Raw genomic sequence first — 21694 nt, 5'->3', positions numbered from 1 at the left:
AGAAAACATGTCTACAATACAAATTCGAACTGCTCGTAAAACCCAATTGGCTGATACACTCACGCCCATCGGAATTTTCATGAAGATTCGTAAGAACTTTAAGAATTCGGTGATACTGGAGTCGGCCGACTACCATGGCCGCGAGCATGGATTTTCACATATTGCCTTTGATCCGATTGCATCATTTGAGTTGACGGACTCCATCGTGAAGCAGAGTTTTCCGGATGGGAAGGTCGAGGAATTTACGTTAGAAAATCGCCGAGATGCCGTTCAGGCGCTTAAGGCTTTTGCGGATCGTTTTGCATTCACCAAAGAAAAGGGGGATTCACCCATGGCGAATGGGCTCTTTGGTCATATATCGTATGATGCGGTGACCTATTTCGAGGACATTGAAATCCAAGCAAAAAATGCGGAAACGAAAATCCCATCGATTCGTTATTATGTCTATCGCTATGTAGTGGCGGTAAACCATTTTAATAACCAGCTATCGATGTATGCGCATAGTTATGATGGTTCGGAGCCGTCCTTTGATACGCTGACATTTCTATTAAATATGCCGCATTACGAGCCAGCTCCTTTTGAGCGCGTTGGGGATGAGGTAAGTAATTTGAATGATGAGCAAGTAAAGGAAATTGTGGAGACCTGCATCAAACATTGTTTGCGTGGGGATGTTTTCCAAATCGTTCCGTCTCGTCGTTTTTCACAAGGATTTAAAGGGGATGATTTTCAAGTTTACCGCGCTTTGCGTTCGGTTAATCCGTCTCCTTATTTATTCTACTTCGATTATGAGCAATACCGAATCTTTGGCGCATCGCCGGAGAAACAAATCAAGATCGAAGGGGATATTGCCGAAATTCATCCGATCGCGGGGACTTTTAGACGTTCTGGGGACGATGCCCGTGACGCCGAATTAGCTCAAGAGCTGTTGGCAGACCCCAAAGAAACCGCCGAACATGTGATGCTAGTGGATTTAGCCCGGAATGATTTGAGCCGAAGTGCGGATCAAGTGAAAGTGGAGACCTTCAAAGAGGTACAATTCTTTTCGCATGTTATCCACTTGGTTTCCAAGGTAACCGGTCGAATGCAACAAGGCGTGAATCCATTGCAATTAGTCGCGGATACGTTTCCTGCGGGAACCTTAAGTGGAGCACCGAAGCACAATGCCATGACGATTATTAATCGGTTGGAACCTACCAATCGCGCGATTTACGGTGGAGCGATTGGTTTCATGGATTTCCAAGGAAACTTTAATCACGCCATTGCCATCCGTACCTTCTTGAGCAAGGGCAATACCTTATTTTTTCAAGCCGGAATGGGGGTTGTCGCAAAGTCGGTCGTGGCCAGCGAAATGCAAGAAATACATAATAAATTAGCAGCTTTGCGTCGTGCATTAGAAGTTGCGGAGAACCTAGCATAAGAAGACATGAAGAACGTATTGGTATTAGATAATTATGATTCCTTCGTGTACAACTTGGTATACTTGTTGAAGGAACTAGGCGCACAAGTGGATGTGTACCGAAACGATAAAATTAGCTTGGAGGAAGTTGGCAAATACGACCAAATTCTTCTCTCGCCAGGTCCAGGCATTCCGTCGGAAGCCGGAATCATGATGGATTTGTTGAGGGAGTATAAATCGACCAAAAAGATATTGGGCGTATGCCTAGGACATCAAGCAATTGCGGAGGCCTTTGGTTCGGAATTACAGAATATGGGGGAGGTATTGCATGGCGTGACGACGGAGTGTCAGGTAATTGATCCTTTAGAGCGTTTGTTTTTGGATATGCCCGCACGATTTGAGGTATGTCGTTACCATTCTTGGACGGTGATTCCCGGTTCGATGCCGAGTGATTTGAAGATTACCGCGCAAGACGATAAAGGATATGTGTTGGCCGAAGCGCATCAGCAATACGATGTTCGAGGGGTGCAATTTCACCCGGAGGCGTATTTGACCCAACATGGATTACAAATGATTAAAAATTGGATTAAATAAGATGAAAAAAGTTCTGGAAAGAAGAGTGAGTGGAGAGGCGTTATCGGAACAAGAGGCGCACGATATTATGTTACAAATCGGTAATGGCGGGATTAATCCGAGCCAAATTGCTGCATTTTTATCCTCCTATTGGTATCATCCAATTCAGGTGCATGAGTTGAAGGGTTTTGTTTCCGCTATGTTGGATTTAGCGGTAACTGTCGATCTATCTGAATATGATGCGATGGATGTTTGTGGTACGGGCGGCGATGGTAAGGATACCTTTAACATTAGTACAACATCTTCCTTTGTGGTTGTTGGTGCAGGTCAAAAAATCGCCAAACACGGAAATCATGGCGTATCTTCGTCGGTAGGATCTTCCACGGTTTTGGAATTTTTGGGCTTGAAATTTAATAATGATCCTAAAATCTTAAAGCGTAAAATGGAAACGGCGGGTATGTGTTTTTTACATGCTCCCTTGTTTCATCCTGCCATGCGTTTTGTCGGGCCAATTCGTAAAGAATTAGGCATGAAGACCTTCTTTAATTTGTTGGGTCCCTTGTTGAATCCGGCTAAAGTGAGCAAACAGCTAACCGGTGTCTATTCGCCCGAGGCATTCGACTTGTATGCGGGATTCTTCAAAGATAGCGGTAAGCAATATGGCCTTGTATTTGCCGAGGATGGTTACGATGAAATTTCATTGACTTCGAATTTCCAGGTGGAGACTTTGGCGGGCCGTCAAGTATACACACCCAAGGATTTGGGATGTGACTATGTTCAGCAATCGGAGTTATTTGGTGGAGCGAATGTGGAGGAATCTGCCAACATGTTATATAAAATCTTACAACGTGAGGGAACACCTGCGCAAACGAATGCGGTATTGGCTAATGCGGGTGCTGCGCTTTGGGTTGCCGAAAAGGCACCGTCGTTAGCAGATGGATTTGCGATGGCTAAGGAATCCTTGGAAAGCGGGAAAGCTTTTCAGGTATTTAAAAAGTTTATAATGGATTAGTCGCGAAGTATCGCGAGAAAAATAGCCGCGAAATATCGCGAAAGAACAGACGCGAAGTATCGCGTCTCTACAATTAGGAAGATATGAGTATTTTAAACCAAATCATTGCCACGAAACGCGAAGAAGTTGCTGCGGCAAAAACGCGCGTATCGGTGTCTCAATTGGAGAAGCAAGGCTACTTTGCGCGGGCTTGTCACTCCTTGGCGATGTCCTTGGTCCAACCAGCGTCGACGGGAATCATCGCGGAGTTTAAGCGGAAATCCCCTTCAAAAGGAATTATTAATGATTCCATGGGAGTCGATGAGGTGACTCGAGGCTATGTGGCAGCGGGGGCAGCTTGTTTGTCAGTGCTGACAGATACGCATTATTTTGGGGGGACCTATGCCGACTTTGATATAGCTCGTCGGACGAATCCAAACACACCGATCTTGCGTAAGGATTTTATGGTGGATGAATACCAAATCATCGAAGCGAAATCGATGGGTGCGGATGTGGTTTTGTTGATCGCTGCAGCTTTAAGTCCTGCGGAAATCAAAACATTGGGGAGCTTGGCTCGTTCATTAGGTATGGAAACCTTATTGGAGGTTCATGACCAGGAAGAATTGGATCGTTCCTTGGGAGAATATATTTCGGTCGTAGGAGTGAACAACCGGAATTTGAAGAATTTTGTGGAGCAAAACGTGGAGGCTTCAAAGGTACTTGCTGATAAGATTCCGGAACAATTTGTGAAGGTATCGGAGAGTTGCATATCGGGACCCGAGATAATCAAGGAATTGAAAGCTTATGGGTATCGGGGATTTTTGATTGGGGAGAGTTTTATGAAGACGACTAATCCGGGCCAGGCATTAACTGATTTTTTAAAGCAATAGGGTATGAAGTGGAAGGTTTGCGGCATGCGGGATTTGGCGAATATTGAGGCGGTGGCGGCTTGCGAACCTGATTACATGGGTTTTATCTGGGTGGAGAAATCCCCTCGTTATGTGGGACCCGATTTTGTGATTCCGACGTTGCCTGCAAAAACCCAGGCCGTAGGTGTTTTTGTAAATGAATCGGTTGCGAATATATTGGCATTGTCGAAAAAGGCAGGCTTTCAAGTTGTGCAGCTACACGGGGAAGAGGGGCAAGAGGAGATTAATACAATTCGTGACGCTGGCTTGGTGGTGATTAAGGCAGTCAGTGTCGCAACGGAAGCGGATATGTTGGGGTTAGATTTAAGCCCTGATTATTATTTATTTGATACGAAGAAGGGATCGCAAGTGGGAGGCACAGGAGAAAAGTTTGATTGGGCTATTTTGAGGGCATACACCTTAAGTATTCCTTACTTTTTAGCGGGAGGATTGGATGAGGCGAGTATCAAGGAAGCGAAAAAATTACCGGGGCTTTATGCCTTGGATTTCAATAGTAAATTAGAGTTGAGTCCGGGAATGAAGGACTTGGCAAAGGTGAAGGAAATAACACAAAACATATGAATCAGTCATTTCAAGTTGACGAGCGTGGGTATTACGGGGAATTCGGCGGCGCCTTTATTCCGGAAATGTTATACCCCAATGTGGAGGAATTGCGGAGTCGCTATTTGGACATCATTGCAGATCCTACGTTTCAGGAGGAGTTTCATGCACTGTTGAAGGACTACGTCGGCCGACCGACCCCCTTGTTCAAGGCGGAGCGTTTATCGGCGAAGTACAATACGAAGATTTACTTGAAGCGGGAAGATTTATGCCATACGGGGGCGCACAAAGTGAACAATACGATTGGTCAAATCTTGGTCGCAAAGCGTTTGGGAAAACACAAGATTGTGGCGGAGACGGGCGCGGGCCAACATGGTGTGGCGACGGCGACGGTGTGCGCTTTGATGGGCATGGAATGTATCGTGTACATGGGTGCGATTGATATTGAGCGTCAAGCGCCAAACGTTGCGCGTATGCGTATGTTGGGAGCACAGGTAGTTGCCGCACAATCGGGTTCCAAGACCTTGAAAGATGCGACGAACGAAGCAATGCGTCACTGGATTAATAATCCGGTGGATACACATTATATCATTGGTTCGGTGGTAGGGCCACATCCTTATCCGGATATGGTGGCGCGTTTTCAGTCGGTGATTTCCGATGAAATCCGTCATCAATTGGTAGAGAAAGAAGGACGGGATTATCCGGATTACGTGATTGCTTGCGTGGGTGGAGGTTCGAATGCAGCGGGTGCTTTTTATCATTTCTTGGATGGGCCACGCACGCAATTGATCGCGGCGGAGGCGGCAGGTCAGGGTGTGGGTTCGGGGCATTCGGCGGCGACGACGTTCTTGGGTAAGCCGGGCGTTTTGCATGGAAGCAAGAGTCTGTTGATGCAGACGGAGGATGGCCAGGTGATTGAACCCTATTCGATTTCGGCGGGATTGGATTATCCGGGCATTGGTCCGATGCATGCGAATTTAGCGCGTTCAGGACGTGCGAAGTTTTATGATATTACAGATGAGGAGGCTTTGGAAGCAGCATTGGAGTGCTCGATGTTAGAGGGAATTATTCCGGCATTAGAATCGGCTCATGCGTTAGCGGTGTTTGGTAAATTGAATGCGAAGCCAGATGAGGTCGTTGTCGTGAATTTGTCGGGAAGAGGCGATAAGGATTTATCGACCTATCAGCAACGTTTAAAATTGAATGACTAGTATGAATCGGATTACGAAATTATTTGCGGAGGCGACGGAGCCTATTTTGAATGTGTATGCAACGGCAGGATATCCGAATTTTGGGGATACGATGACGGTGTTGAATGCTTTGCAGGAAGGTGGAGTGGATATTATTGAGATAGGGATGCCCTATTCGGATCCGGTCGCGGATGGGGAAACGATTCAGCAATCGAATCAAATTTCCTTGGATCAAGGGATGACGGTGGCTCATTTATTTGAGCAATTGAAGGATATGCGTCAAACGCTTACAGTTCCTGTCTTATTGATGGGTTATATAAATCCCGTTTTACAATATGGTGTGGAGGCGTTCTGCCGAAAATGTGCGGAAGTGGGGGTAGATGGATTGATTTTGCCCGACTTGCCGATGGCAGAATATGAGTCGGAGTACCAAGCTATCTTCGAGCAATATGGTTTATATAATATCTTTTTAATTACGCCGCAGACGACGGATGCACGAATTGCACAGATTGATGCGATTAGTAAGGGCTTTATCTACATGGTTTCGTCGGCGAGTACAACGGGAGCTAAAACGGGTATTTCGAGTGATCAAGAGACATACTTCAAGCGGATTGAATCCATGAATTTGAAGAATCCACGTTTAATTGGATTTGGAATTTCGGATAGAGCGAGCTTTGTGAAGGCGTCGGAATCGGCAGCTGGAGCGATTATTGGAAGTGCATTTGTGAAGTTATTGGGGAAAGCTCAGGATTTACATGCCGAGATTGTTGATTTTGTTCAATCAATCAAGGGGAAAAAATAAAGGATTGTTTTTGGAAAGAAATATTTTTCCTATCTTTGCAACCCAATCAGCAATTTTATGTACAAAGTGACCGCTAGGTGCTGATATCACACAAAATAAAATACAGATGAGTGATTTAATTAAATTTGTAGAAGCAGAAAACGCAACACGTCGTGCGGAGCATCCAGAATTTGCAGCTGGAGACACAATCAATGTACACGTTAAGATCCGTGAGGGTAACAAGGAGCGTATTCAGGTTTTCCAAGGATTAGTAATCCAACGTAAGAATTCAGGTGCTGGTGAGTCATTCACTGTGCGTAAAGTATCAAACGGAATTGGTGTTGAGCGTATCTTCCCAATCTTGTCACCAAACATCGATAAAATCGAGGTATTGCGTCGTGGTAAAGTGCGTCGTGCACGTTTATTCTACATGCGTGGTAAGCAAGGAAAAGCGGCTCGTGTTAAAGAGAAGAAAAAATAGGTTTGAGATTTTTTTATATAAAAGAGAGCTGTTCAGAAATGGACAGCTTTTTTTGTTTCATAAGTTCAGTAAGGTCGCATTTTTTTTTACTTTTAGGAATAGTTTAAACCTATTCATACATGAAATCGAATGCCTCTAATCGTCGGAAGTTTCTTCAAGACGCAAGTTTATTAAGTGGCTTGGCCTTTATGCCAAGTATCAAGGATGCGACGGCATCCTTTGTTAAACCCACAGCCGAGAAAATCATCGCTCCCCGTTTACGTTTTGGGGTCATTGGAATTAATCATGGTCACATTTATTCGATGGCGAATTCGATCATCCGTGGGGGAGGGGAGTTTGTTTCCTATTATGCCAAGGAGCCGGATTTGATTAAGGACTTCGCCAAAAAATATCCCCAAGCGAAATTGGTGAAGAGTGAGGCGGAGGTTTTAGAGGACCCTTCCATTAAATTAATATTAAGTTCGATAACGCCGAATGAGCGCGCGCCTTTAGGAATTCGGGTGATGCAGCACGGAAAGGATTACATGGTGGATAAGCCGGGGATTATTAGCCTCGAGCAATTAGCAGAGGTACGTAAGGTTCAGCAGGAAACGAATCGGATTTATTCGATATCCTTTAGTGAGCGTTTTGAGAATAAAGCCACGGAATTGGCGAGCCAATTGGTGGCTCAAGGAAAGATTGGAAAGGTCATGCAGACCTTGGGAACAGGGCCGCATCGGATGAGTGTGAATTCTCGCCCGGATTGGTTTTTTGATACGAAATATTACGGGGGAATTATTACCGATATTGCGTCGCATCAAGTTGATCAATTTTTACATTTTACGGAATCGACGCAAGGAGAAGTTGTGGCATCCCAAATCGCGAATCACCATCATCCGCAGTACCCTAAATTTCAAGACTTCGGAGATTTGATGTTGAGAAGTAATAAGGGCTCGGGTTATATTCGTGTCGATTGGTTTACGCCGGATGGATTGAACACTTGGGGGGATGGGCGTTTGACCATTTTAGGAACGGATGGCTACATCGAAGTTCGTAAAAACACAGACATTGCCTCGCCGCATGGCACGGGAAGTCACTTGTATATTGTCAATAACAAAGAGGCGCTTTACATTGATTGTAAGGATGTGAATTTACCGCATGGGGAGTTGTTGGTCAATGATGTCTTGAATCGCACAGAAACGGCCATGACGCAGGCGCATTGCTTCCTGGCCACAGAATTGGCTTTAATTGCTCAGAAAAACGCAACCAACATATCTATCAAAGCATGAAACGAAGAAACTTTATCAATAATTTGGCCCTTGGGGCGGTGGGGACTTTGGGTTTCCCAACGATCGTTCCAGCACATGTTTTGGGTGGCAAAGACGCCCCGAGCAATAAGATTAATATCGGTCAAATCGGTTGCGGACGAATTGCGCGGACGCATGATTTACCGGGAACTTGGAAATTTGAAAAGGCTCGGATTATGGCCGTTTGTGATTTAGATCGCCATCGGACGGAGGAGACCAAGCAATTGGTGGAGGAATTTTATACCAAGAAGACGGGCCAGTCGAATTACATCGATGTGAAAATGTACGATGATTACCGGGAGATGTTGTTGAACAAGGACATTGATGCGGTGATGATAAGTACGCCGGATTTTTGGCATGCCCAACCGGCGATGGAGGCGGCTTTGGCGGGTAAGGATATTTACTTACAGAAGCCTACTTCACTGACGATACATGAAGGTCGCCAATTGGCCAATGTGATCAAGAAGACGGGACGAATTCTGCAGGTGGGTACCCAACAGCGTTCTACGTCACAGTTCCGAATTGCAGCGGAATTGGTTCGCAATGGTCGGATCGGGAAACTGCACACCGTGAGGGTGGGATTGCCAGGAGATCCCTCGGGTCCACCGGCGCAAGCGATGCCCGTACCGAAGGGATTTAATTATGATATGTGGTTGGGGTCTACGCCTTATATTCCCTATACAGAGATTGCGGTGCATCCGCAGAAGGGATATGACCGACCGGGTTGGTTGCGCTTGGAACAATTTGGCGCGGGTATGATTACAGGTTGGGGGCAGCATCATTATGATTCAGCGGCATGGGGAATGGATACCGAGTATACGGGACCCATCTCAGTTGAGGCCGTGGCTGAATTCCCTAAATCAGGGTTATGGAATGTGCATGGAGACTTTATGGCTAAAGCGGAATATGCGAATGGGATAACGATGTATACCTCGGGCGGATTCCCGAACGGAATTCGTTATGAGGGATCCGAAGGCTGGATATTTGTATCCCGTGGGGACTATGCGGCTACGTCAAGTGATCCTACGTCTAAAGTGCGTTCAAAGGCTTTGGATGCATCGGATCCGAAGATGTTAGAATCGGTGATTGGGGCGAATGAATTGCATTTGTATCATTCGGATGACCAACATGGAAACTGGTTGGATTGCATCGAAACGCGTAAAGAACCGATATCGCCAATAGAAATGGGGCATCGGGCATGTACGGTTTGCTTGATTACGCACGTAGCCATGAAGGTTCCGGGTAAATTGCAATGGGATCCTAGCAAGGAGCATTTTGTGAATAGTACGGAGGCCAACAGCTGGTTACGTCGTTCGCAGCGTGCACCTTATGGTACGGATCGTGTGAAAGTTTAGAATTTTTCTACTTTTCGTACGTTTTGATTGATGATGTCGGATTCAACGACGCCATCACGTAAACGGATGATTCGGTGGGCATATTGGGCAATATCGTCTTCGTGGGTAACCATGACGATGGTATTGCCTTTTTTGTGCAATTGATCGAAAAGATCCATGATCTCGTATGAAGTTTTGGTATCAAGGTTACCCGTTGGCTCATCCGCCAAGAGGATGGAAGGATCGTTTACTAAGGCACGTGCGACAGCGACACGTTGTCTTTGACCACCTGAGAGCTCGTTGGGTTTGTGAAGTGCCCGATTGTCTAGACCAACCCCTTTCAGTGCTTCCATGGCAATTCTCGTGCGTTCTGATTTCGAGTAACCCGCATAGATGAGCGGCAAGGCTACGTTTTCTAAGGCAGATTGGCGAGGAAGAAGGTTGAATGTTTGGAATACGAAACCGATTTCTTTGTTACGAACGGCGGCTAATTCGTTTTCCGACATGGTCGAAACGTCTTGTCCATTAAGAACATAAGAACCCGTACTAGGCGTATCAAGGCAGCCGACAATGTTCATGAGGGTCGATTTTCCCGAACCAGAGGGGCCCATAAATGCGACGTATTCCCCTTTATTAACGGAGATGGTAACGTCTTTTAACGCGTCGATGATTTCTTCGCCCATCACGTAGCGTTTTGAAATATGGGAGGTCTCGATAATTTTGGTCATGGTATTGGAAAAATTCAAATCAAAAATACACGCTTCGTTTGACAAATGCTGAACTTTTAGACGAAAGATACGGATGGGGGATAAAAAGGGTTTAGGACGGATAAGAGGTTTTAATTAGTTTTGTTGATATGAAATACATACCTGCGCTGGATGGAGTTCGTGCCCTGGCGATTTTATTGGTTTTGGTCTATCATTGGTTCCCAGAAGGTCAGGGGATTAATGTGATGCCGAATGGTCCGATTGGGGTGACTTTGTTTTTTGTACTGAGCGGCTATTTGATCTCGAATATTTTGATGGAGCAGCAGACCTTAGGAAGTTTTGCGCGCTCCTTTAAGAATTTTGTTGCGAGGCGTGCTTTACGAATTTTTCCGATTTATTTCCTATTGTTGGGATTGCTTTGGGTGCTCAAACGATTTTCGGTTGTGTTAAATACCGACTTCTATCTTCATCCGGGGTATTACTGGTCTTATTTGGTTAATTATTGGATTGAAGTAAATCGGAATTGGGCGGATGCCTTGTCGCCTTATTGGTCTTTGTCAGTCGAGGAGCAATTCTATTTGATTTGGCCCTTTTTTATGTTGCTTTTAAGTACTCGCTATCGATCGTTTTTCTTGTGGTTTACGGTCGTTTTTGGCGTGCTATTTCGCTATTATTCGATACATGTTTTAGGTGGCCAGGGGGTTAGTATGTTAAGTTGTGTGGATACCTTCGCTTGGGGTGCTTTGTTGGCACATTATTTACGCGCGGGTCAAAAGAAGAATGTAGGATTGTGGGTAAAAAGGTTGGTTTTGCCCGTGGGTTTTTGTTTTTCGATGCTTTGTTTGAAGCATGGTGATGAAGATCTAGTGCGTCAGTTGTTTTTTCGTACGTTCACTTCGTTAATTTCTGTGGGCTTATTATTTTATGCCATGCATGGGGGGGCGCTTTCTCGCCTTTTAACATTACGTCCATTGCGCTTAATTGGTCAAATGTCCTATGGACTTTACCTTTATCACATGGTTGTTCCTGATTTGTTTTTTCAGCTCGCGAGTCGGCTGGGAATTCCTGTGCCTGAACTACCATTCCAGTTGGTGCCCATTGCGGTGCTCGGGCTTACGGCTTATCTGTCCTACCGTTTGATTGAACGACCCATCCAGTCTTTGAAGCGCTATTTTTAGGCTTGTTTAGTAGGCAATAAAAAAGCCCGAACGGTGAGGTTCGGGCTTTTATTATTTTTAAGGAATCTTACAATCCTTTTGCTTTCTTAACTACTTCGTCAGCGATGTTTTGCGGAACGAATTCGTAGTGTGAGAATGTTAACGATGCTGTTGCACGTCCTGAAGACATCGTACGTAAATCAGTTACGTAACCGAACAATTCAGAAAGAGGCACATCGGCCTTCAAGATAACAGCTCCTTGGCGAGAATCCATACCTTTCATGATACCACGACGACGGTTCAAGTCACCTGTGATAGGTCCAGTATACTCGTCTGGAGTAACTACGTCAACGGCCATGATAGGCTCCATCAACTTCGCACCTGCAGATTTCGCTGATTCTTTGTAACCCATACGAGCTGCTAATTCAAATGATAATGAATCTGAATCGACATCGTGGAAAGATCCGTGGAATAAACGAACTTTCATGGAATCCATTGGGTATCCAGCCAAAGCACCTGTTTTCATTGCCTCTTCGAAACCTTTTTGGATTGCAGGGATAAATTCACGAGGAATCACACCACCCACGATGTTGTTAACGAATTCTAAACCCGGCTTGTCATCTTCTCTTGGTCCGATTTCAAACACGATATCAGCAAACTTACCGCGACCACCTGATTGCTTCTTGTAAACCTCACGGTGTTCAGTCGTCTTCGTCAATGATTCTTTGTAAGCTACTTGAGGTGCACCTTGGTTTACCTCTACTTTAAACTCACGACGCATACGGTCGATAATGATCTCCAAGTGAAGCTCACCCATACCTTTGATGATCGTTTGTCCAGTCTCTTCGTTCGACTCAACTTGTAACGTTGGATCCTCTTCGATCAACTTCGTAATCGCTTTCGAGAAGTTATCAGCATCTGCTGTTTTCTTCGGCTCGATTGCATATCCGATTACTGGCTCTGGGAAGTCCATTGCCTCAAGGATGATTGGGTTCTTCTCATCAGAAAGGGTATCCCCTGTTTTGATATCCTTGAAACCAACTACCGCACCAATATCACCAGCACCTAAACGCTCAATCGCATTTTGCTTGTTCGCGTGCATTTGGAAGATACGAGAAATACGCTCCTTATTTCCTGAACGGTTGTTCAATACATAAGAACCTGAATCCAATCCACCTGAATAAGCACGGATGAAACATAAACGACCTACGTAAGGGTCCGTTGCAATTTTAAATGCCAAAGCCGCGAATGGCTCTGACTCACTTGGCTTACGCAAGATCTCAGCACCTGTATCTGGGTGAGTTCCCTTAACACCTTCCTTATCCAATGGAGAAGGTAAGATAGCCATTACATAATCCAACATCGTTTGAACACCTTTGTTTTTGAAAGATGAACCACAAAGCATTGGAACGATTTTCATGGAGATCGTCGCAGCACGTAAGGCAGCTAAAATTTCATCTTCTGTGATTGATGTAGGATCTTCGAAGTATTTCTCCATCAAAGACTCATCGAATTCAGCTACCGCTTCTAATAATTTCTCACGGTACATAGTAGCTTCTTCCAACATATCATCTGGAATAGGTACCTCGGTAAATGTCATACCTTTGTCAGCCTCGTTCCATTTGATACCACGGAAGTTAACCAAGTCAACCACACCTTCGAAGTTTTCTTCCGCTCCGATTGGTAATTGCAATGGTACTGCGTAGCTACCCAACATCTCCTTAACTTGCTTACACACGTTTAAGAAATCAGCACCTGAACGGTCCATTTTGTTAACGAAACCGATACGAGCTACGTTGTAGTTGTTCGCTAAACGCCAGTTTGTTTCTGATTGTGGCTCAACACCATCAACGGCAGAGAATAAAAATACTAGACCATCTAATACACGTAATGAACGGTTTACTTCTACAGTAAAGTCAACGTGACCAGGAGTATCAATAATGTTGATGTGGTAATCTTCGTTGCGGTATTTCCAACCTACTGTAGTCGCTGCAGAAGTGATCGTGATACCACGTTCCTGCTCTTGCTCCATCCAGTCCATTGTTGCCGCACCATCGTGAACCTCACCAATTTTGTGGGAAACCCCTGCGTAATACAGGATACGTTCCGTGGTGGTGGTTTTACCCGCATCAATGTGCGCAGCAATACCGATGTTTCTAGTGAATTTTAAATCGCGTGCCATTTTAAAAGGTTAATTATGAAATGATTTTTTAATCCGTTTGCTAATTATCAAATACCTGGACAATGTTTTGTGTAGGTACTCGTTTAGGGGTGCAAAATTACTGAAACTTAATTAAATACAAAAATATTTCACTAATGTTTAATGCCTTTTTACAATTGCTTTATCCAAAGCTCTGTTTCGCTTGCGAAGACCCTCTTTTTGAGTCGGAGGAATTTATCTGTACTCATTGCCGCATCTCGCTTCCGCGTGTCGATTATCGCTCGGATTCGCCTTGGTGGTTGCGTGCCAAGTTTGATGGACTAATAAATTACCGGGATGTACAGAGTTTTATGGTGTTCACAGCAGGCGGTCGGGTTCAGCAGCTGATGCATCAAATCAAATACAATGGGGAGGAGGAACTTGGATGGTACCTCGGCTTTTGGGCGGGGCAATCATTGAAAAAATACCATTTTTTTGGTGGGATAAATTGCGTCATTCCAATCCCGCTACATACAAACAGACTGAGCAAAAGAGGGTATAACCAGGCGGAATGCATTGCTCGAGGTTTAGCTGAAGGCCTTGATAAGCCACTGATTGCGCAAGGTTTGGTGAAAATAAGTCAAACGGATTCATTAATCGGTCAAGATCGTTCTCAGCGATTCAGTCTACTCAAGGATTCATTTGAGGTAAATGTGGATATGGAAGAAAAACATCCACTGATTGTTGATGATACGCTGACAACAGGCGCTACTTTGTTGGCTGCAGGTGAAAAAATAAAGGCTGCTGGCGCTCAAGGAATTTCCTTTTTTACGCTAGCAGCCTTGAAATAGCTTAGAAGTTTTGAATTACTTGTTTGTTCCAGCTGAAATCATCGCACAACGGAATCCGATGGTTGCAGTTGCAGAATCTTCATCCAAGAAGCGACGCGTGCCTGGCGCTAACCAATAGGCCACGTCAGCCCAAGAACCTCCTTTATATACACGGACTTTGTTCGTAATCAGGGATTGGTTATTCTTGCTGTCATAACGCGACTCCTTATCCTCCTTGTCTTTAAGACGTACAGGATTTAAGTCGTTGAAATCTTGTAATGATAAGGGACGATACATATCCTGTACCCACTCATTCACATTACCCGCCATTTGGTATAAGCCAAAATCATTCGGTGAATATTTGTAAATCTCAGCCGTAATAATTGCCCCATCATTCGATTTTCCGGCAATACCCGCATAGTCACCGCGGCCACGCTTGAAGTTGGCCAACATCGTTCCACGTCCTTTGCCAGACGATTCACGTAAGGAAGGACCATCCCAAGGATAAATACGTTGGTTAACTTGATTCTCATCTTGTTGCTGCGTACCAATCATGGCTTTCGCCGCATACTCCCACTCGGCCTCAGTTGGCAGGCGATAAGAGGGTAAAACACGTCCCGACTCGATTGTTAAGCGAGCATTTGTGTTAGTTCTAGGCGCTGCGGCCGTCGTTGCTGCCGCTCCTGCAGCTGCTTTTTTTGGGGCTCTCGTTTTCGCAGTTGGCGCTGCAGCAAGGTTATTATTGACTGCTGCGGTTCTCCAAATGCAATAATCGGTTGCTTGTTTCCAAGAAACACCAACCACGGGATACATACGGAATCCTGGGAAGCGTAAATATTGTTCCACGTAGGGGTCGTTAAAGGCTAAATCATTACGCCAAACTGTTGTATCTGGCAATGCTGATTCATAAAAATCTTGTGTAGAATCCTTTTGGACTGCATGCAAATATTCTAAATAATGGACATTGGCAATCTCCGTTTCATCCATGTAAAAGGATTGAACGGACACAGTTCGCTCGACATTGTCATGTAAGCCTAAAACATCCTCTTCCAAAGAACCCATGGTGAATCGACCACCCTCAATGAATACCAGATTTGGGCCGGTTAACTGTCCGGTGAATTTTTTATCTACTTGGAATCCATTTTTGGAATTATAGGCCAAGCCTGTAGTCGTGGAGCTATTTCCAATGTTTACGCTGTTGGGTTTTGAACCACTTGCCAGACCACCTTTTAAGCCACCCGGGCAGGAAGTCAACATAAATAAGCTAGCGCAAAGGCCTAGTACGTTTAATAATTTAGCAATCATCTATATGCTCTTTCGTCAGAATTTGAAAAACAAAGGTATAAAAATCAACTTAATCCTGCTATTCTATCCTAAAATATCCACTAAGATAGTGTTTAATTCTGGAATGGTGCTCACTCGTTCTACTTGAAGAATCATTTTGCCCGATTTCTCTCGCAATTGGCAAAGACCCTTTTTCCCATTTACGAATTGAATAACTTTTACCACGATTTCCTGTGGAATCTCTTGGGAAACGAAGTAAAGTTTTAAAATATTGTTCTTCAAGGTTATTTTTTCCACGCGAAGTACTTGTGCTTTCCATCGACAACGCACTAAATCGATCATATCCTTCACTTCGATGGGCATCTTTCCAAAGCGGTCTTCCATCTCCTGGATAAAGGCCATCAAATTCGCCTCATCGTCGATTTCATCTAATCGCGTATATAAGCCCAAACGTTCGGAAATACTTTGTACATAATCCTCGGGAATCAGGACGCGTAAATCCGTCTCAATTTGGCAATCTACCTTCAGCGCCTCAGCCACCTCAGCCAAATCCGTCTCGAAGAGCGCTTTGAATTCATTTTCTTTTAACTCCTGAACTGCCTCATCCAGGATCTTGTGGTACATGTCGTAGCCTAGGTCATTGATGAAGCCCGACTGCTCCGCCCCCAATAAATTACCTGCCCCGCGTATATCCAAATCGCGCATCGCTACTTTGATACCATCCCCTAAATCCGAGAATTCTTCAAGTGCACTTAAGCGCTTCCGGGCATCACTCGTAAGCATCGATAGCGATGGGGTTACTAAATAACAATAAGCTTTTTTATTGGAACGACCCACCCGACCACGCATTTGATGAAGATCGGATAAACCAAAGTGGTTCGCATTGATGATAAATATGGTGTTTGCATTCGGAATATCCAGACCTGATTCAATGATATTCGTGGCCACTAAGACATCATAATTCCCCTCAATAAAATCCATCATGATTTTTTCGAGTTTATCGCCCTCCATTTGTCCATGCGCCACGCCAATTTTCGCATCCGGGACCAATCGCAAAATCCGATTCGCCGTACTTTCCAATTCATTAATTCGATTATGAACGACGAAAACTTGCCCTCCCCGTGCTAATTCATCCCGCACCCCATCTCGAAGCAATTCGTCCGTCATGACCACCAATTTCGTTTCTACCGGTTGGCGATTCGGTGGCGGTGTAGCAATGATCGACAAATCACGTGCGCCCATCAAAGAGAAATGAAGTGTTCTCGGAATCGGTGTAGCAGTCAAGGTTAACACATCCACATCGACCCGCATTTCCTTCAATCGATCTTTTACCTTCACTCCAAATTTTTGCTCCTCGTCGATAATCATCAAGCCGAGGTTTTTGAAATGAACGTCCTTATTAACTAATCGGTGGGTACCGATTAAGATATCGGTTTGGCCATTTGCTACACGTTCCAACGTCTCTTTAATCTGTTTCGCAGATTTAAAACGATTCACATATTCTACCTTGCAAGGAAAAGCAGCCAAACGATCATGAAAGGTTCGGTAATGTTGCATCGCCAAAACCGTCGTTGGAACTAATACCGCAACTTGCTTCGAATCAGCGACGGCCTTAAAGGCCGCTCGAATCGCAATTTCGGTTTTTCCGAATCCCACGTCACCGCAAACCAAGCGGTCCATTGGGTGCGGCTTTTCCATGTCGGCCTTCACCTCCATCGTCGCTTTTGCCTGATCCGGCGTATCCTCATATAAAAAAGAGGACTCGAGCTCTGCCTGCAAATAAGTATCACGTGAAAAGGCAAACCCCGGGGCATTTTTGCGTTTAGCATAGAGCGAAATAAGCTCCTTGGCAATGTCTTTTACCTGCTTCTTGACGCGGGATTTCTTGTTTTCCCATTCCGGCGTGCCCAATTTGGACATGGTCGGAGGAGCACCTTCTTTCCCCGCGTATTTGGAAATTTTGTGAAGGGAATGAATGGAAACCGACAACACATCGTCATCACGGTAGATCAAACGTATGACTTCTTGTTCGCCATGGGAGGTTTCAATGAGGTTTAATCCAGCGAAGCGACCGATACCATAATCTACGTGGGTGACAAAATCGCCAACTTGGAGACTCCGCAACTCTTTGAGCGTTAGTGCCTTGCTTTTGGAGAATTTGTTCTTTTCCTTCGAGCGATGGAAACGATCGAATAATTGATGGTCTGGGTAAAAAGCGATTTGTGTCTGCTCATCGATAAAGCCTTCCCGCAAGGAAATTTGCAAAGGCTTAAATTGAATGCTCGTATTTATCTCATTGAAAATGACATCGAGGCGTTCCAATTGGCGGGGAGATTCGGAGCAAATAATATTTTGGAATCCAGCCGTCTGGTTGTCTAATAAGGTATTCGCAAGACGTTCGAAATCCTTCTGAAAAGCGCCTGGGTTTTTAGAAGGGTAGGTAATCGTATGGCTATTTTTGAGGTGAATGCGCTTCCCAAATTCGATGCAAGTGAATTGTTGCAAGGATTTTTTGATACTTTTGGGTGTTTCCCAGCGCTCCTCGGGCTTGTTTAAGAGATTAATATCTGAACTACTATTTGCCGAATAGGCCGCTTCCCCTTTCTCGAAATTGGTTTCGATGACGTCCGATAAAATACTGAAATCCTTCAGCCAAATGCGGGTAGTTGAAGGCAAGAAGGTGAAAAAGGATTCCCGCGTTTCTTGAATTAATTTCGTTTGAACATCCGGTATCAGGTGCATGGCCGATACAGATTGTATCGATAATTGTGTTTCTGGATGAAAGGTTCGGATGCTTTCAACCTCATCCCCGAAAAAATCGAGTCGGTAAGGGTATTCCGCCGCATACGAGAATACGTCCAAAATACCACCACGCACCGAATATTGCCCTGCCTCATATACGAAGTCGGTCCGTTCAAAATCATATTCATTCAACGTTTCTGCCACGAAGTTGCGATCGATTTTATCGCCAACACGGATCGAAAGCGTATTTTTTACGAGGGATTTTCGATTGATTACTTTCTCCGTCATCGCCTCGGGGTAGCTGACAATGACCAAGGCCTGTCCGTTGTAATTACTCAGCACATTCAGTACTTCAGCGCGCATGAGCACATTGGCATTGTCTACTTCTTCCCATTCGTAAGGTTTTTTGTGCGACATGGGAAAGAGAATGACGGAGGATTCGCCGAGTAATGACTGCAAGTCATTCAAAATATACTGGGCCTCTTCTTTCTCCTCACAAATAACTAAATAGGGATTCTTTTCTTTGAGTAGCGATGCGATGAGAACGGTGTCTAATGCGCCGCAGAGGCCTTTTATGTAGGTATTTGATTCCGGTAAGGCACGATGAATTTGTTCAGAAATGTGTTGAACAATTCCGTCAGATTTGTAAATGGAAAGAAACTCTTTAACAATCATAAATTTCTGAGCAGGCGAATGGCTTGCAAAGGTAGGAAAATTTGTATCTTTGTGCATCCACAAAAAGGGGTGCCTCTAAAAAAGGCTGAGATTATACCCATTGAACCTGATACGGGTAATTCCGTCGAAGGGATTTTGTCGAGTTTTTAGCGCTGAAAACTCAAAAAAATCACCAAATGAAGGGTTATTGTTAAATTCTACAGGATTTGACTCCTTTACCTGTTGTTAAACTTTTCAAAAAAAATGAAAAATCTAACGACAACAATTTTTGTTTTCATCATGTTGTTCGCGGGCCAGGTTTTTGGCCAAAAGATCGAAGGAGTTATCGTCGATCAAGAGACGAATGCGCCTTTATGGGGTGCATCGGTGCGTGTTCAGGGAAGCCAACGGGGCGTTTTGACAGATGCCAAGGGGCATTTTGCCTTGTCAGGAATTTCCAAGGAAGCGACACTTCAGGTGTCATTTGTAGGCTATCAGGCCAAGGATGTTTCGGCTTCAGCAGCGGAAAAAATCTTATTACTTCGCTCGAATTATTTGCAAGACGAAGTGGTGGTTCAAGTCACGCGGGCAGATGAGAATTCGGGGATGGCCTATGTCAATGTTTCCGCCAAAGAGTTGGGGAAAAGTAATTTGGGTCAAGACATGCCTGTCCTATTAAACTTTACCCCGTCTGTCGTAACGACATCCGATGCCGGAGCGGGTATTGGTTACACGGGTATACGAATTCGTGGCTCCGATGCGACGCGTGTTAATGTGACGATTAATGGTATTCCAGTCAATGATTCGGAATCTCAGGGTACTTTTTGGGTGAACATGCCTGATTTTGCCTCGTCCGTTAATTCTGTGCAGATTCAGCGCGGGGTGGGAACCTCGACGAACGGTGCGGGAGCTTTTGGGGGCTCCGTGAATATGCAGACGAATACCTTTGAGGAAAAGGCCTATGCGGATATCAATACCTCCGGTGGATCCTTTGGGACTTTAAAAACGACACTTAAAGTGGGAACCGGATTAATGAACGGTAAATTCACCGTGGATGGTCGTTTGTCACGCATTGTATCCGATGGGTATATCGATCGCGCGTCATCGAATTTGCAATCCGCCTATTTATCGGCCGCTTATTTTGGAAAGAAATCTTTTATGCGTTTAAATTATTTCGTTGGAAAGGAGAAGACCTATCAAGCCTGGTATGGAACACCTGAATCCAGAATTACGGGTTCTGTCGCCGACATGCAAGCATTTATCGAACGGAATTATTTATCCCCCGCTGATGCCGAGAATTTATTAAAAAGCGGTCGGACCTATAATTATTACACCTACGATAACCAAACGGATAATTATGCGCAGGACCATCTGCAGTTATTGACGAATCATCGTTTGGCGGCCAACTGGGATTTAGACCTAAACTTTCATTATACCTATGGCCGTGGTTATTTTGAGGAATTTAGACCTTCCGCTGATTTGGGAGCCTATGGCATTTTCGCCAAACCAATTGTTGATATCGTGCGACAAAAATGGTTGGACAATGATTTTTATGGTTCAACATTTGCTTTAAAGTATGATGGTTCGAAAAACATCAAATTTACTTTTGGGGGAGCTTGGAACCGGTATATTGGTCGGCATTATGGACTTATTATCGAGCCCAAAGCTTTCGCGGGACATGAGTGGTATCGCAGTCGCTCCCAAAAAACGGATTTAAACTTATATACGAAGGCTAATTGGGCGATTTCGTCAAATTGGAACGCTTACCTTGATTTACAATACCGTACGGTGGGGCACAAAATGGCAGGTATCGCCGACAAGCGTCAGGAAATTAGTCGGGTTTGGTCATATCAATTCATGAACCCCAAATTGGGTATTACGCATGAGTTATCTTCCAATTCGAAGGTATATGCATCTTATGCCGTGGGTAGCAAGGAACCTAGCCGTCAGGATTTTGTCGATAATCCAGGGACTACACCTCGCCCTGAGTATTTACAAGATTTGGAACTGGGCTATCAGCGTTCAGGAAAGCGCTACAATGTTCAGTTGAATGCGTATCACATGAATTACCGGGATCAACTGGTTTTAACCGGTGCGGTTAATTCGACCGGGGACGCGATACGTACCAATGTGGAATCAAGTTACCGGATGGGTTTAGAAGCGATTTTGAATTATCAGGTATCGAAGCGATTTAGATTAGAAGCCAATGCAACATTCAGCCAAAACCGCATTCGAAATTTTCAAGAAAAGATGATTGATTATGAAAATTACCAAACGGTGGTGATTGATCATGGTACGACAGACATTGCCTTTTCGCCATCTACGATTGCCGGAATTACCTGGACCTACACGAATGGGCCCTTTGAGGCAAGTTTCCTGCGCAAATACGTAGGGAAGCAATATTTAGACAATACCTCATCCGATGACCGCTCTATAGCGGCTTATAAAACACATGATATTCGGATGCAATATCAGTTTAAGAAAAGAGTTGTATTGAGTTTGTTGTTGAATAATATCACGAACGAGCAATATGTTTCGAACGGGTATACCTATAGCTATCAATACGCGGGCGTGACCACAACGGAGAATTTTTACTATCCACAGGCTGGCTTTAATTTCCTGGTGGGTTTAGCAATCCGACTGTAATCAAAAAAGGCTTTGCATTCGCAAAGCCTTTTT

Annotated in this window: 17 protein-coding genes and 1 riboswitch; of the genes, 13 read left to right on the top strand and 4 right to left on the bottom strand. The window is 44.6% G+C overall.

All coding sequences use genetic code 11. The features are described from left to right. The first annotated feature begins 7 nt into the window (after nt 1-7). From ACMH5P_RS06710 to ACMH5P_RS06665, 10 genes are all read left to right on the top strand, one after another. On the top strand, nt 8-1417 hold the full coding sequence (locus ACMH5P_RS06710; RefSeq protein ID WP_459493575.1) for an anthranilate synthase component I family protein: 1410 nt from the start codon (nt 8-10) through the stop codon (nt 1415-1417). 6 nt (nt 1418-1423) lie between these two features. Further along, entirely contained in the window at nt 1424-1990 is a 567-nt protein-coding gene (locus tag ACMH5P_RS06705; RefSeq protein WP_459493574.1) for an anthranilate synthase component II, read from the top strand. 1 nt (nt 1991) lies between these two features. Then, nucleotides 1992-2981, top strand: coding sequence for an anthranilate phosphoribosyltransferase (trpD, locus tag ACMH5P_RS06700; protein WP_459493573.1), 990 nt, complete (start codon nt 1992-1994; stop codon nt 2979-2981). An 83-nt stretch (nt 2982-3064) separates the two neighbouring features. Then, nucleotides 3065-3850 (top strand): indole-3-glycerol phosphate synthase TrpC, encoded by a 786-nt coding sequence (gene trpC, locus ACMH5P_RS06695; protein ID WP_459493572.1) that lies wholly within the window; start codon nt 3065-3067, stop codon nt 3848-3850. 3 nt (nt 3851-3853) lie between these two features. Then, nucleotides 3854-4450, top strand: a complete 597-nt coding sequence (locus tag ACMH5P_RS06690) for a phosphoribosylanthranilate isomerase (RefSeq protein WP_459493571.1) — start codon at nt 3854-3856, stop codon at nt 4448-4450. Beyond that, complete coding sequence (gene trpB / locus ACMH5P_RS06685) at nt 4447-5640, top strand: tryptophan synthase subunit beta (RefSeq protein ID WP_459493570.1); 1194 nt, start codon at nt 4447-4449, stop codon at nt 5638-5640. The genes ACMH5P_RS06690 and trpB overlap by 4 nt, the downstream gene beginning before the upstream one ends. Nucleotide 5641: 1 nt before the next feature. Further along, the gene (gene trpA, locus ACMH5P_RS06680; RefSeq protein ID WP_459493569.1) at nt 5642-6421 is read left to right on the top strand and encodes a tryptophan synthase subunit alpha; all 780 of its coding nucleotides are present in this window, start codon (nt 5642-5644) and stop codon (nt 6419-6421) included. Nucleotides 6422-6527: 106 nt separating this feature from the next. Beyond that, nucleotides 6528-6881, top strand: coding sequence for a 50S ribosomal protein L19 (rplS, locus tag ACMH5P_RS06675; RefSeq protein ID WP_377976650.1), 354 nt, complete (start codon nt 6528-6530; stop codon nt 6879-6881). Nucleotides 6882-7000: 119 nt separating this feature from the next. Then, nucleotides 7001-8149 carry a Gfo/Idh/MocA family protein gene (locus ACMH5P_RS06670; RefSeq protein WP_459493568.1) on the top strand — a complete coding sequence of 383 codons (1149 nt, stop codon included), beginning with the start codon at nt 7001-7003 and terminating at the stop codon, nt 8147-8149. Next, on the top strand, nt 8146-9522 hold the full coding sequence (locus ACMH5P_RS06665) for a Gfo/Idh/MocA family protein (RefSeq protein WP_459493567.1): 1377 nt from the start codon (nt 8146-8148) through the stop codon (nt 9520-9522). The genes ACMH5P_RS06670 and ACMH5P_RS06665 overlap by 4 nt, the downstream gene beginning before the upstream one ends. On the opposite strand, the gene ACMH5P_RS06660 is transcribed toward ACMH5P_RS06665, so the two are convergent. Beyond that, the gene (locus ACMH5P_RS06660; RefSeq protein WP_459493566.1) at nt 9519-10229 is read right to left on the bottom strand and encodes an ABC transporter ATP-binding protein; all 711 of its coding nucleotides are present in this window, start codon (nt 10227-10229) and stop codon (nt 9519-9521) included. The genes ACMH5P_RS06665 and ACMH5P_RS06660 overlap by 4 nt on opposite strands. Nucleotides 10230-10357: 128 nt before the next feature. Between ACMH5P_RS06660 and ACMH5P_RS06655 the strand changes: the two genes are divergently transcribed. Beyond that, a complete protein-coding gene (locus ACMH5P_RS06655; RefSeq protein WP_459493565.1) occupies nt 10358-11386 on the top strand; it encodes an acyltransferase family protein in 1029 nt (342 codons plus the stop codon). Nucleotides 11387-11453: 67 nt separating this feature from the next. Here the strand turns inward: ACMH5P_RS06655 and fusA are convergent, their stop codons facing one another. After that, nucleotides 11454-13547, bottom strand: coding sequence for an elongation factor G (gene fusA / locus ACMH5P_RS06650; RefSeq protein ID WP_459493564.1), 2094 nt, complete (start codon nt 13545-13547; stop codon nt 11454-11456). A 134-nt stretch (nt 13548-13681) separates the two neighbouring features. On the opposite strand from fusA, the gene ACMH5P_RS06645 reads away from it, so the two are divergent. Next, a complete protein-coding gene (locus tag ACMH5P_RS06645) occupies nt 13682-14356 on the top strand; it encodes a ComF family protein (protein ID WP_459493563.1) in 675 nt (224 codons plus the stop codon). 15 nt (nt 14357-14371) lie between these two features. Here ACMH5P_RS06645 and gldJ read toward each other — a convergent pair whose 3' ends face one another. After that, complete coding sequence (gene gldJ / locus ACMH5P_RS06640; RefSeq protein ID WP_459493562.1) at nt 14372-15592, bottom strand: gliding motility lipoprotein GldJ; 1221 nt, start codon at nt 15590-15592, stop codon at nt 14372-14374. Between the two features lie 111 nt (nt 15593-15703). Then, nucleotides 15704-19036 (bottom strand): transcription-repair coupling factor, encoded by a 3333-nt coding sequence (mfd, locus tag ACMH5P_RS06635; RefSeq protein ID WP_459493561.1) that lies wholly within the window; start codon nt 19034-19036, stop codon nt 15704-15706. A 55-nt stretch (nt 19037-19091) separates the two neighbouring features. After that, a riboswitch (TPP riboswitch) is annotated at nt 19092-19186 on the top strand. Between the two features lie 93 nt (nt 19187-19279). Between mfd and ACMH5P_RS06630 the strand changes: the two genes are divergently transcribed. Continuing rightward, entirely contained in the window at nt 19280-21661 is a 2382-nt protein-coding gene (locus ACMH5P_RS06630) for a TonB-dependent receptor (RefSeq protein ID WP_459493560.1), read from the top strand. The last annotated feature ends 33 nt before the right edge of the window (nt 21662-21694 follow it).

It is taken from the genome of Aquirufa sp. 5-AUSEE-100C1, assembly GCF_054558655.1.
Note: the sequence above shows the minus strand (reverse complement) of the source record. Positions and strands in the feature narration are given on the sequence as shown.